Below are 13,686 nucleotides of genomic sequence, written 5' to 3'. Positions count from 1 at the left end.
GACAGTTTATTTGCTTTCCTGAACTTTGGTTTCTAACACATACTTTTTTAATTCCGCTGCTTTCCATGGTACTACCCGGCCTTGTGTCGTGTTTCTCGTGGTTCCGACAGTACGCTTACCAATCGGGCCTGCGTTGTTTCCCCATTCGTTTCTGATGTAAGTTAAAATAGCCGTGATGGCTGCATCATCCATAGTAGAATGTGCAGGCATGACAGGTAAGATTTCAGGAGCATCGTACTTTTTTCCCGCAACTTCTACTGCTCCCTCCATACCGTGCAAAACAATTAGGGCTAATCTTTTCTCATCTCCTACAACCCAGTCAGAACCGGCAAGAGGTGGAGCAAAACGTTTCATGCCGGCACCATCTGTTCCGTGACAACCGGCACAAGTAGTAAGGTAGTGCTGACGTCCCTGCGCAAACAACTGCTGCTGTTCTTCATTTAGAATATTCTTCGAAGTTGCTTTGATTTTATCCACGATGTGGCCCGGCCATTCAAACAAAGACGTTAAGGCTGCAAGCCGATTGGCTGGTATTTTAATAGTTGAGTTTGTAAGAATTGAAGGCGGAACTGGCAGCCTCACGGGCTGTGAATTGTTCTCGCCCCCACCCATTGAAAGCCCAGTCAATATTGCTTTTTGTCTCCAGCCTGGTTGCGCTTTTCGCTCATCCAGCATAGCGAACAGAGTAGTTAGTTCATTGGGATTTTTTTTATGCATAATGGCAGTCGCCAACATTTCAAGAAAAATTTCTTTTGAAGGATCCTGCTTTTGCCATTCCGCATTTTTCCAAAGGTGTTTTAAAAAGCTTAGTTCCCTGTTCTCAAGACTACTAATAACTGCATCACGAATTAAAGGGAAACTAACATGTCTTCCGGTAATACCAGCCAACAGTGGAAAGGATGTAGTGGAGTCTAGTACCTGTGAGGTGAGCGCTATTTGAAGTATTGGTTTAAGGGACGCCTTTTGCCATTGTTGCACCAGTGTCCTTTCCAGCTTCAACCTAACATTTTTATCCGCTTTGGCAAAAGGTTCGATCAGTCTTAAGGCAGTAGCCTGTATAATAGCGACTGGATCTGAAACAAGTTGCAGAAGCAAGTCAGGCTGAACAAGGTGTAAGCCTTGCAGCGTCCAAAGGGCATGGAAACGGCCCAGGTTATTCTTTCCTTTTAAAGCAAGATTGGTTAAGGCAGGTTCGACATCCTTGTCGTTGCGCTCTACAAGTAATCTTTGCGCCATGTCGCGGTGCCAGCCGTCCGGATTAGATAGTTGGTTGATCAATTCCTCGTTTGAGGCAGCAGACAACTTTTTCGCATTCGCAGCCTTCCAGTTTTTGGCTACGATCCTCCAGATTCGACCACGATGAATAGGCTGGACAAGTTTGCGATTAATGGTTTGCTCACGTAGGTATGGGGTGATATAGGCAGCATGTTGCACTAATCCCCGGTACATATCGGTGATGTATAAAGCGCCATCAGGGCCGGTCGATAATTGAACGGGACGAAACCGTTCATCGGTTGAAGCAAGAAATTCTTTGCCGGGATGAGGATCGTGAGCAGAAAGAAGAAAGCCGTTTTCCTCAACGATGTTCCTTTTGATCAGGTTTCCCGAAGGTTCGCAGACAAACACGTTGCCGTAGTATTCTTTGGGTAGAGCTATGCCTCGATAAAATAGGGGAGAACAGGCAGCAGTGAATTCCAATAATCGTCCTTGTTTGTCTAGTGTACCAGGAATATAACCGCGGTTAACTGCGGGGTTGGGTCGTATTGGGTAAACTCTGCGGTCTACTGTTAAGCCGTGGTCGATGCCTGTGGTAGGCTTATGATTTTTGTTACGTGAAAGATAATTAGGTGGAACCAGGTCGGCATGAAGCTGGGACCAGTTGTAATTATAAATGAGGCGGCCCTCGTCGTCGTGACTTATTCCCCATTGGCCTCGAAACTCGGTACTGTCCCGTTGCCAAACTCCATTAGACAATTGATATCTAAAGCGGGACTTGGCGTTGTAATACCAGTTGTCTACTCCGCGCCATAACCCGTTGCCTGAGTGTTCTGGTAGCGGGCTGCCGGCGTAAGCAGAGTCAATTAAAGTTTTGGTATCAGCTTTTAGGTCATTGTTTAGATCCTGGGTGAGCCAGAGAGAACCGTTTTCGGTAACAAGGGCTCCGCCCTTGACGATTGCAAGAGCCCGGGGCATAACGAGGCTATCGAGGTAAATTGTGCTTGAGTCCATTTGCCCATCGCCGTTTATATCCTGCAGCACTGATATTCGGCCTATCCGTTCTTTCTCGCCGGTTCCTTCAACGTCGGCCATAAATCCCCGCATCTCAACAACCCACATTCGGCCGTCAGCATCAAAAGTAGTTACGACAGGATCTTGTACCATTGGCTCTGAAGCAACTAACTGAACTTCCAGACCCGGTTCTGTCTGAAAAGTTGCAAGTTCTTGCTGGGGTGAACGGGGAGGAGAAGGTTCTTCATCCGTCTGATTTGAATTTAATGGATTAATGAAGCAGACGAGACCCAAGAGTATGGCGAAAAACAAGCAAATATTGTAGACTCGCTTAAACATATTACTCCACCTGGTTGTGCTGGTACTTTTGATGATTTAAAGACTATTATCGCTGACGAGTAAAAAGAAAAAGTACAAGAGTGCGACGCAACGATGTTAAATAGTGCGCCTCCGCCGGGCTAAAAAGAAATGTTCTTTTTTATGCTGATTTTTAAAAAACCTTCAAAAAACCCTTATACCTGGTTTGGATCGGGATGAACGTAGGGAGAACGATAGGGCCTTTTCAACAACGCATTTGCTTCAGGGTCATTTACAATTTGTCGCTTTTGGGGATCATAAACGAGCGGTCTGCCAACCTTCATCGACATGTTCGCCAAAATGCAGCTTGCGGTAGAAATATGCCCTTGCTCTATGTCCGCTACTGGCCGGCCTCCTTTTTCGATCGCTGTAAGAAAATCCAGCATGTGCAGGCGAGTTGCTGGCGCGGCATTCAATTCTATCTTAGGTTCGGTCGGCTCTGTTACATCCTCAGGATATTTCTCTTTTTCGTAGACAACATCTTTGTGCACCTTGCTTCCACTTTTTTCGTCGACAGGAATAAAATCGTACTGCATAGTTGAGGCAATTAGGGTGCCTTTTTCACCGTAAATAGTAAAAGACCACGGGTAGTCAGGATTAGCAGGAGTGCCCCAGCTACGGTGTTGCCAAACGCAGTTTAGACCGTCGTACTCAAAAAGAGCAGATTGGGTGTCGGCTATATTTGACTTGCCATCTTTCTGCACATAAATTCCACCGGTAGAACTGATACGTTTTGGCCACCCAAGCTTTAGCATCCAACGAACCGTGTCGAACATATGCACGCACATATCACCCATAATGCCGTTGCCATATTCCATGAAAGTCCTCCACCAGCGAACGTGGGGCAAACCGTCATAGGGCCTCATAGGAGCCGGACCTGTCCACGTCTCGTAATCTAAAAATGCAGGCACGGGCTGAACAGCAGGATTACCATTAGCGCGCATATGGAAATAGCAGCACATTTCGACATGCGATATTTTGCCAAGCAGGCCTGCATCAACTATATTCTTTTTCGCATCAATCAAGTGGGGAGTACTTTTTCGTTGTGTGCCTACCTGAACAACCCTGTTATATTTGCGAGCTGCAGCGACCATAGCCTCGCCTTCGATCACATCTACACTAATTGGTTTTTGCACGTAAACGTGTGCGCCCGCTTTCATTGCATCGATTGCCTGAAGTGCATGCCAGTGGTCGGGTGTTCCGATGAGTACAATATCGAGTTTATTTTCTGCCAGCATCTTGCGATAATCACCGTATAACTTAGGGCGGTTCTTAGACTTTTGGCGCTGACTTACCAACTGTGCGGCGCCCTCCATCATATTTTTATCTACATCGCAAAGCGCAACCACTTCAACAGGTGCGACCTGGATTAAACGAAAGAGGTCACTCTTGCCGTACCAGCCTGTTCCAATTAAGGCAACTGACCATGTTTTGCCAGGTGCGCGAAAGTTCATTCCATTTGCTTGAAGTGCTGAAAGGGCGAGGGTAGCAGTTGCTCCTTTTATAAAATGGCGGCGGTCGATTGGTGAATAACTCATGGCAAGAAAAGTTAGTTGTCTTTTTTAAATGAATAAGATCAAACGTTAGAAAAAAGAGGCTGGAATACTTTTCCAGGCCTCTTTTTTAGCATTAGCAATATACTAACATTCTCTATTTAGAAAAGAAATTAATCGGTTTATAAAACGGGTAAACACTTGGATGATTTGTTTCTAAATGTTGCCAAACAAAGGGATATAAAAAAGTGATAAAGACTATACACATGCATACCTTATTATAGGGCTAGTTGTCTCTGAGATGTGTAATGACAATTGTTCTTTCCATTATTAGGCATTGCCAGATTATAGAAACTGTACTTGATTTGCCTCAAACCGCAGAAGGATTGAGAAACGGAAGTTGAATATCTCCATGCAACTGAGTGTACTACTGAAACATTCTGTTCCAAAGCCTCAAGATAGTCGTCGGTGATTAGAATATAATCAGAGTTGCCTTCTCCGTTCTTAAGCAAGCAATGGGCCTCAATAACTGTTTGACCAAACAGGTTTTTAAAACCCCTGATATTGCAAAGGTGTATTTCGCCGTAGTGAACTATGAATTTAAGAGATAGACTCTCCTGAAGGTTATAGGTGTTTTTCAAAGTTTCGAACTTGCTATTGAAAGCATCATACATGGTTTTTAAACCAGCAAATACTTGTTTTACGCACAAAGGTTTTCCTAATTTGTAAAACAGAATTGCGTCGCCTTCAATTTCAGAAATCTCAATGTCTAAGGGATTACTGTCAATAACCTCATTCAACAGGTCAGAAATAACAGATACACCTAGATCAATATTTGTGTTTTTTACAAAATTGGTAAAGCCGGTAATGTCTGGAATTATGATTAAGCCGTTCATGTGAATATTTTTTGAGATTCGGGTTTAGGGTTTGGAGTCAGCCGTAAGCAAACAGTACACGGACTTGCAGGCTGTAAATATTCTACTGATAGTAACAACGGTATCATTTGGGTTAATTAAGGCCGTTGCACATAAGAATAAAAGAAAGCGAGCGAAGAAGAGAAGTTTGCTGTACATAAACTGATTATTTATACAACAAATTTTGCCTTTACTACGGCCGATATCAAGGTAGGATGTACTAATAAAAAAAGTCAGGTAAGGATACTGTTAAGTCGCGCTAACATCTCCGTAAATTTTCATTTATAGAAGCTGCGTAGAAATACGCAATTATATTATCAAAAGCTTTGAAATGAGAAAAGTGAGAATTACATTAGAAGAGTAATGATAATAGTAAGCAGATCACTTATTATGCGAGAGAGTCGCTAAGTTTCAGATAAGTTTATCGCACGTTAAATACACAACATTTAGAATAATTAGTAAAAAACAAAAAACTGAAAAGATGGATAATGTAAACAGCCTAATCATTAAAAACAATAGAAGTTTAGGTGTAGTCCTAGCATTAATATCAATACTGCTGGCCTTTAGTTCTTGTAATGAATCACCAAAATTTAAAGATTTGATTTATGAAGCTAGTCAGATCAATCCCTGGCTTGACACTGTGCAATATCGATTTTTAGTAATAAATGTATTTAACTCAAATATCGTAAGTAAACAAAGTAGGTTCAGTTCTATTTCCTATGCAGAGAAAAATGATGGTTCTTATGAAAATTCTAACAAGCCTGACACTCTTAAAAATTTTGAAAGTAAAGACACCATCATAACTAGTCCCGTAGCCTTTGGAAATATTCCGCTTCCAATTAAAACAATTATTAAAATCAAAGATGCTTTTCAAAAAAATAACAAGGATAAAACATTCGGGGGCCTCTACTTCAAGCCTATGATTTCAACACGTGATCACTTGCACTTAACCTATTCAATTTCACCTTATGACGCGGATGCTAAAAAGGTTTATTTTGCGCAAGCAATAGAAATAGATCCTTGTCCACCTATGGTATGTGCAACAATGCTAGAACAATGATCTTTATTCTTTCTTGGTTAGAAGTTTGGCCTTTTTTGATACCCTTATTTTTTATCGTAATAGCTAGAAGAAAGAGGAGCATTTTTACTCCTGTAAAGCTGTATGTTGTAATAGCCTTTATTCTTAACCTTATAAGTAATCTTATTTCAAATCAGAAGTTGTACGGCTATAGTTTGCCGTGGCATAATAACGTAGCCCTCTACAATATAGACTCTATAATCAGACTTTTACTCTTCAGCCTGTTTTTCCTGTTGCTAAAACAACGTTTTCTTAGTCGAATTAAATTTATGTTACCCATTTTATTTATAATATTTGTAATTATAAACTTTCTTTTTCTAGAATCTTTTTACAAGGAAAAAATAAGTACAACTTTACGCCTTACAGAAACAATCATTTTATTGTTTCTATGCCTTCAGTATTATATCTATATTCTTAAGGAAGAACAAACTTCCTTTATTAAAGATCCCTCTTTTTGGATTGTAACAGGATTGAGTATTTTCATTGTCACCACTTTTGCCGTTTATATTTTTTATGATTCTGCTTTTTATCAAAATACAGCCTTTGCTGTACAAATGTGGCAAATTCCAAAAGTAGCACTGTTATTTTTTTGTGTGTTTATTGCAAAAGCTTTTTATGTTTCAAAATAGTTCGCTCGAATGGAAATTGTATGTTTTCGTTGTTGTAATGCTTTTGTTCTTTTTTAGCTTTTTACTTGCTTTTATTATTACTCAGAGGAAGAAATTAAAGTACCAGCGAGATATGCAGGAACTGCACGAGCGACAACAAAACCAATTAATCGAAGCTGCTATTCGCAGCGAGGAAACAGAACGCCACCGAATCGCCGAAGCTTTACATGACGAAGTTGGTGCAATACTTTCCTCTTCTAAATTACACCTACAGGGTATCAATGCTAGTCTTCTTGACGAACGTGGTAAGCAACTTCATGAAAAAGGCAAGGAATTGCTTGATGAGGGAATTCAAAAAGTACGCGGAATATCACATAATCTCCACTCCAACATTTTGAAAGAATTTGGGCTCAATGAAGCAATCCGCCATTTTGTTAAGAAGACAATTGAAGGCAGTATCATCAAAGCAACAACCCGTTTGGATGACAGTTATACAACCCTAAATGCAGAGAATGATATCAGTATTTACCGGATGGTGCAAGAACTGCTTAATAATATTTTAAAGCATTCAAAGGCGGATGAAATATTGGTAAGTTCAACGTATCAAAACCACATTCTTGAGATCACAATCTTCCATACCGGTATCGGGTTGACTCAACAGCAGTTTGAAGAATTGCGATATAATAAGGATGGGCTGGGCTTGAAAAATATAATGAACCGGGTGATATTGCTTAGAGGCAAAATAGAATTTTTTTCTGAGGCAGACGGCTATCGAATTAGAATAAACGTACCAATAAACACAACAGCAACATGAAGAAAATAAAGATTGCAATAGCAGATGACTATAAGATCTACCGGGATGGTTTAAAGGTTGGTTTAGGTGCAGACGATAATTTGGAAGTAGTTCTAGAAGCTGATAACGGCGAAGACTTGTTGACTGGGATGAGGAGTACTGCCGTTGATGTGATTATCATGGACTTGAAAATGCCTGTGATGGACGGCGTTGAAGCTACAAAGGAGGTTCGTAAAAGTTTCAATTCATCGAAAGTGCTTGTGGTAACAATGTATGACGATGACAAATTTATCATTCATCTAATGGAGAATGGTGCAAATGGTTACCTGCTAAAAAATGCAGACGCAGATGAAATAAGAAAATCGATTTACGCTGTGCACGAAAACGGTTATTACTTTAATGATTTGGTAAATAAAGCGTTGTTGAAAAGACTTGTATTAAAGGGCAACATAAAACCATCTTTCAACAAGGATGTTGAATTCACCGAACGCGAGTTGCAGGTTCTCAAGTTAATTTGTGAAGAAAAAACCGCTACAGAAATGGGGAAAGACTTATTCTTAAGTCCACGATCAGTTGAGGGTATTCGAACCAGGTTGATTGAAAAGGTGGGTGTAAGAAATACCGCGGGTCTGGTAATGTTTGCTTTGAAAAACGGTATAGTCACCTAATACTTTACACTCTATTTAATAGCTCGTACCAATCCCTCATCCGTCTCCAATCAAATAGCATTATTACAGAAACAACAAAAAGTGCCTAATCCTGTTCGAACTAGCGGAGGGTTTGTTTGATTAATTATTGTTTTTATCTTAATGTTTCAAAAACTACTTACCAACCATCAGGCCTTAAAAATTAATTTATGCAAGACAAAAAAATCATTACCGTTTTTGGTGCAACCGGTGCGCAGGGCGGCGGGTTAGCTCACGCAATTCTAAACGATCCGAATACCGAATTTACTGTTCGTGCAGTTACCCGTGATGCAAATTCAGATAAAGCACAACAGCTGGCCCAAAAAGGAGCCGAGATAGTAACAGGCGATATTGACGACCCGGCATTTTTAAAGGAGTCTTTAAATGGCGCTTATGGTGCATACTTCGTAACTTTTTTCTGGGCCCACATGTCAGCAGAAAGAGAAATGGACGAAGCAAAAGCCATGGCACTCGCAGCAAAAGAAGCCGGGCTAAAGCATGCAATTTGGTCAACGTTGGAGGACACCCGAGAGTATGTACCACTGACCGATGATCGAATGCCCACGCTAATGGGAAAATACAAAGTTCCTCACTTCGATGCTAAAGGGGAATCGAATAAATTTTTTACTGAAGCAGGGGTTCCAACAACGTTTCTACTAACATCTTTTTACTACGATAATTTCATTTATTTCGGGATGGGGCCAAAGAAAGGGGAGGACGGGCGACTGGCAATAACACTGCCTATGGGAGATAGGAAACTTGCCATGATTGCAGCTGAAGATATTGGAAAATGCGCCTATGGAATCTTTAAAAGAGGAGGTGAACTGGTTGGTAAAACGGTTGGTATTGCCGGAGACCATTTGAGCGGGAATGAAATGGCGCAAGCATTAACGAACGCACTTGGTCAAGAAATCGGGTACAATCAGATACCACCTGAAGTGTTTAGAAGCTTTGGCTTTCCAGGAGCAGATGATCTTGGTAATATGTTTCAATTCAACCATGATTTTTCTGATGACTTCAACAAGAAAAGGGATATCGGATTTTCAAAAAGTTTGAATAGCGATCTTGCATCTTTTAGCAGTTGGCTTCAAAAGTATGGTCAGCAAATACCGGTTGGATAAGTGGGTTGTTACAACAATCCCTTGTACTTCAGGTAGGCACAAACAACAAGAATAAAAAACAAACACGCAACCAGCCAGCCGACAACTAACCATGGCCGATCGTTGGTGATCGGTTCCAGCGGCAGGTCTACATTTAGTTTCCGAAATTCGGTTGGCTCCATAAAGAATGCTCTTACTTTCGAAAATACTAAAAACCATCTTATTTTAATAGTTGCTCACCTACATTCCCTTGGTAATATCGTGAGTAAGCAATGGTTACTTCATTCAATTTTCTTGTAGTGAGCGAAGCATAATAAAGGGCAGCTACATTTGTAGCTGCAAAACCTTTAGCTGTTTCTCGCTGCTCAGTTTGAAGGTTTTTTGCAGAAGATTTTTACTTTACCAAAATTGATTGAATTGTTCTCCAAACTTCTGCTGGATGTTGACACCCTGTCAAGAAAACATAGTGGTCTGTTTCTTTTTCTCCTGTTCCTTGGATGTTGTATTGTTGGCGCAACTACCATTTATCATCACGAAATGTGGAGGGATGAATCGCAGGCATTTCTTTTAGCGAGGGATAGTAAAGATCTGAGTGAGCTTTGGCAAAATGTGCGCTATGAGGGGCATCCTATTCTGTGGCATTTAATATTATTTATCGCATACCATCTTGTCCCTTCCATCTATACCATACAGGTAGTTCATCTTCTCATTGGTTTATCAGTTGCAGCGCTTATCATCTTTTACTCACCATTTTCTTTTTTCGAGAAATTCCTTTTATGTTTTTCGTACTTCCTGTCATTTGAATACTTAGCTATAAGTAGAAACTATTCGATTGGCATCTTTCTGTTATTCCTCTCAATTTGTGTTTTTAATAAAAGCAAGTCAAAAAGCTCTATTGTACTAACAGCAATAATGGTTGGCATCGCGGCAAATAGTAACATTTATGCAACCATTATAAGCTGCTGCTTATTTATGTATTTTTTTGCCAGCACGTTTCCTCTCAATAAACCTTCTTCTTACAAGTCAAAGCTTTTTTATATCTCGGGAATTGTATTCGTAATCTTCCTAACCATTGCCTTATTACAATTGGTGGCTCCAACAGACAGAAGACCAAAGTTAACCGTGGCGGCTAATGTTAATTTTAAAAGAATGGGCAAAATTTCGAAGGAGGTTTCCAACGCCTTGTTCTATCTGCCTGCGCCCTTAAAAGAAAACAAGTATTGGGGCACCAGTATCTTCGAAAGCAATTATTTTAAAAGTTCTTTTTTAAACAAACTGGTTTTCTACGTACCACAACTGCTAACAATTTGTATGCTTGTCCTGGCGCTTTATACTTGGTACAAACAATCACGTCCCGTCTTTTGGTTGTTTACCAGCTCTTTTGTCGCCCTGCTTTTATTTATGTACTTCATTTTTGACCGGGGACTCCTAAGGCACACCGGAGCCTTTTTTGTTCTGCTGCTGCTAAGTGTATGGCTTTACAACGCATCGTCTAAATCAGAAGGAAAGCCCACTACTTATTTTAATTATCTTTTTTTCCTCTTGCTGCTAACACAGTTTGCTGCCTCTGTTATCGTTCATGTGTATGAGGTTAAATATCCTTTTTCAGGAGCAAAAGAAGCTGCAGCTTTTCTCGTTAAAACTGGTAGGAATAATAATAAGATCGTCCTTCATCCAGATTTTGAAGGGATGGCGTTACTGCACTATGCAGGAATAAATGAGATTTATTATCCGACTATTAATGGTTACGGCAGTTTTATTAAGTTTAATGATAAGAGGAAACCTCGCAGCAACCGAGACATTTACAAAATTGCTTTAAGGGATGAGATAGAAACAATGGTCTTTAACGGACGAAAAAGTGACTCTGCAATCAACTCAATCGGTTACGAACTGATATACTCTCCAACAATTCATTCGACAGTACCTGATGAAGATTTTTGGATTTATGGCAAAAAACATCCATAGTACCAGAAGTAATTTTAAACATTTGTTATGCCACCCAAAGCTTTTTTAAGGGAGGTCATTTCCCTACTTTTGCCGGCTTATGCCGGCATTACAATTTGAACTTACACATACCCAGCAGCATTCAAAGGCAAGAGCGGGAAAAATAACAACAGACCACGGTGAAATTGAAACCCCCATCTTTATGCCCGTTGGTACTGTTGGAAGCGTTAAAGCGGTTACCCAACAGCAGTTATATAATGATGTGCATGCGCAAATAATCCTCGGCAATACTTATCATCTATACCTAAGGCCTGGACTTGAAGTGTTAGAAGCAGCAGGTGGACTGCATAAATTCAACGGATGGCATCGTCCTATTTTGACTGACAGTGGTGGCTACCAGGTTTTTTCTCTGGCAGCCAATCGAAAGATAAATGAAGAGGGAGTGATGTTTCAATCTCACATAGATGGAGGCAAGCATTTATTTACTCCCGAAAAAGTAATGGATATCGAGCGGACGATTGGCGCCGACATTATGATGGCTTTTGATGAATGTCCTCCTTATCCGAGCGAATACAAATATGCGAAGGACAGCATGGAGTTAACTCACCGCTGGCTCGACAGGTGTTTCACTCATTTTAATGCCACTCCTTCAAAATATGGCTACACTCAAAATCTCTTTCCAATAGTTCAGGGAGGGACTTATAAAGATCTTCGTACAGCATCATGCCAATACATAGCCTCAAAAGATGCTACAGGAAACGCCATTGGCGGATTGAGCGTAGGCGAACCAATGGAAATGATGTACGAGTTTACAGCGTTGTGTTGTGAAGAACTTCCGGAGAACAAGCCCCGTTACCTTATGGGCGTCGGCACCCCCTGGAACATTCTTGAATGTATTGATCTTGGAATTGACATGTTTGACTGCGTAATGCCCACCCGCAACGGAAGGAATGGAATGTTGTTTACCACGCGAGGAGTAATCAACATAAAAAACCTCAAGTGGGCGAAAGACTTCTCAGTAATTGATAATCAGCTCCCGAACGAAGTGAGTCAATACTACAGCAAGGCGTACATGAGGCACTTGTTTGTTGCAAATGAAATTCTGGGTTTGCAGTTGGCAAGCATACACAACCTCGCCTTTTACCTGTGGCTGGTGAAAGAGGCAAGAAAGCATATTTTACAAGACTGTTTTACAAGCTGGAAAAATGATGTCGTGCCTGTTCTGCAACAGCGGTTATAATTCTTTTAAAGCATGATATAGTCGATCCATTTGCAAAACCTGCTGACGTAGTCTGCTCACTTACCGTTTTTTTTCACTTTCGTCGCAACATTTCTTCCTTTGGTCTCTTAGCTGATTTGCGCCACCATGTTACTGATATTTTTGAAACCTATTTAACTCCTTAATAAAACTCTGAAAAACAGGTAAACATTATGAAAAAGTTTTTTACAGCATCTTTAGCTATTGCTGCACTTGTAGTAGCAACTTCGGCTTTTACTCCTTCAAAAAATCTTGATGCGGCAAAAGATGAGTTTTTTGTATCCTTGCCAGGCGAGGCAGGAAAATGGGTAATTGACAAATCGCATTCAAACGTGAAGTTTTCTGTAACGCATCTTGTGGTATCGGAAGTAGAAGGCAACTTTAAAATGTTTGATGGCAATATGGAAAACGCTAAGAACGATTTTTCTGATGCTAAGATCAACTTTACTGTTGACGTAAATTCGATTAATACAGAGAATGAAATGCGTGATAAGCATTTGAAAAGCGACGATTTTTTCAATGCAGAAAAATTTCCCGCAATGAAGTTCCAGAGTACTTCTTTCACACCCGCTGGCGGCAACAAGTACAAGCTTGCTGGTAATCTTACCATTCGCGACGTAACTAAACCGGTTGTTTTCGATGTTACTTTTGGTGGAACTGCTCTTAATATGGGCAAAACCAAAGCTGGCTTCAAAGCAAAAACAACCATCAACCGTTTCGATTACAATCTTAAATGGGACAAAGCAACAGAAGCTGGCGGATTAGTTGTTAGCAAAGACGTAGAGCTTGTTGTAAACGTTGAAATGAATAAAGCATAAAGATCTTTCTGAAAGTCATCTATAAGCCGGGCACGTGTTGTTCGGCTTTTTTTGTTTTTTGTACAAGCGGCAGTTTTTAGTTAGACCGAGGTTTAAATGTATTTATGAGGCATTTAATTTTTGTCAAAAGCTCCAGCCGCTGGGCTTCGTTCTTGCAACGTGACTCCACCCGCTTGTTTTCGAAACTGCTACGCAATGTTTCGAAATGCCTTCGCTTCGCTGGGCACCCAAGCGGCTGATGTCCCTTATGCAAGAACTGTTGTCAAGAGTCTTTTACCTGGGCAGTAAAAATGTTTTGGATGGAAGGTATTCGAAACGACCTCATAGAAAAGGCGTTAAGAAAATTACCAGTTCAGGCGTTAAGAAATGAAATAGATGTTACTCAGGTTTAGAAATATTGTTAGTCGG

11 protein-coding genes are annotated in these 13,686 nt (G+C 40.6%); 7 read left to right on the top strand and 4 right to left on the bottom strand.

What is annotated here, in order from left to right:
• Positions 1-6: 6 nt before the first annotated feature.
• The 3 genes from SAE01_RS19670 to SAE01_RS19660 all read right to left on the bottom strand — a co-directional run bounded on the left by SAE01_RS19670 (position 7) and on the right by SAE01_RS19660 (position 4,975).
• Positions 7-2,568: a DUF7133 domain-containing protein gene (locus SAE01_RS19670; protein WP_147205517.1), complete on the bottom strand. Its 2,562-nt coding sequence runs from the start codon at positions 2,566-2,568 to the stop codon at positions 7-9.
• 173 nt (positions 2,569-2,741) lie between these two features.
• On the bottom strand, positions 2,742-4,124 hold the full coding sequence (locus tag SAE01_RS19665; RefSeq protein ID WP_147205516.1) for a Gfo/Idh/MocA family protein: 1,383 nt from the start codon (positions 4,122-4,124) through the stop codon (positions 2,742-2,744).
• A 233-nt stretch (positions 4,125-4,357) separates the two neighbouring features.
• A complete protein-coding gene (locus tag SAE01_RS19660) occupies positions 4,358-4,975 on the bottom strand; it encodes a DUF2652 domain-containing protein (protein ID WP_147205515.1) in 618 nt (205 codons plus the stop codon).
• 499 nt (positions 4,976-5,474) lie between these two features.
• Between SAE01_RS19660 and SAE01_RS19655 the strand changes: the two genes are divergently transcribed.
• The 4 genes from SAE01_RS19655 (at position 5,475) to SAE01_RS19640 (ending at position 9,279) form a co-directional block, all read left to right on the top strand.
• The gene (locus tag SAE01_RS19655; protein ID WP_147205514.1) at positions 5,475-6,053 is read left to right on the top strand and encodes a hypothetical protein; all 579 of its coding nucleotides are present in this window, start codon (positions 5,475-5,477) and stop codon (positions 6,051-6,053) included.
• Positions 6,054-6,686: 633 nt separating this feature from the next.
• On the top strand, positions 6,687-7,493 hold the full coding sequence (locus SAE01_RS19650) for a sensor histidine kinase (protein WP_147205513.1): 807 nt from the start codon (positions 6,687-6,689) through the stop codon (positions 7,491-7,493).
• Positions 7,490-8,140: a response regulator transcription factor gene (locus SAE01_RS19645; protein WP_147205512.1), complete on the top strand. Its 651-nt coding sequence runs from the start codon at positions 7,490-7,492 to the stop codon at positions 8,138-8,140. Before SAE01_RS19650 ends, SAE01_RS19645 begins: the two co-directional genes overlap by 4 nt.
• Before the next feature lie 188 nt (positions 8,141-8,328).
• Complete coding sequence (locus SAE01_RS19640) at positions 8,329-9,279, top strand: NmrA/HSCARG family protein (RefSeq protein ID WP_147205511.1); 951 nt, start codon at positions 8,329-8,331, stop codon at positions 9,277-9,279.
• An 8-nt stretch (positions 9,280-9,287) separates the two neighbouring features.
• Here the strand turns inward: SAE01_RS19640 and SAE01_RS24570 are convergent, their stop codons facing one another.
• On the bottom strand, positions 9,288-9,440 hold the full coding sequence (locus tag SAE01_RS24570) for a hypothetical protein (protein WP_170234212.1): 153 nt from the start codon (positions 9,438-9,440) through the stop codon (positions 9,288-9,290).
• A gap of 235 nt (positions 9,441-9,675) precedes the next feature.
• Here SAE01_RS24570 and SAE01_RS19635 point away from each other — a divergent pair, with 235 nt between their 5' ends.
• The 3 genes from SAE01_RS19635 (at position 9,676) to SAE01_RS19625 (ending at position 13,278) form a co-directional block, all read left to right on the top strand.
• Positions 9,676-11,223, top strand: a complete 1,548-nt coding sequence (locus tag SAE01_RS19635; protein WP_147205510.1) for a hypothetical protein — start codon at positions 9,676-9,678, stop codon at positions 11,221-11,223.
• 79 nt (positions 11,224-11,302) lie between these two features.
• Positions 11,303-12,442 (top strand): tRNA guanosine(34) transglycosylase Tgt, encoded by a 1,140-nt coding sequence (tgt, locus tag SAE01_RS19630; protein ID WP_147205509.1) that lies wholly within the window; start codon positions 11,303-11,305, stop codon positions 12,440-12,442.
• 191 nt (positions 12,443-12,633) lie between these two features.
• Positions 12,634-13,278, top strand: a complete 645-nt coding sequence (locus tag SAE01_RS19625; RefSeq protein WP_147205508.1) for a YceI family protein — start codon at positions 12,634-12,636, stop codon at positions 13,276-13,278.
• The last annotated feature ends 408 nt before the right edge of the window (positions 13,279-13,686 follow it).

Source organism: Segetibacter aerophilus (genome assembly GCF_007991655.1).
Taxonomy (GTDB): Bacteria; Bacteroidota; Bacteroidia; order Chitinophagales; family Chitinophagaceae; genus Segetibacter; species Segetibacter aerophilus.
Note: the sequence above shows the minus strand (reverse complement) of the source record. Positions and strands in the feature narration are given on the sequence as shown.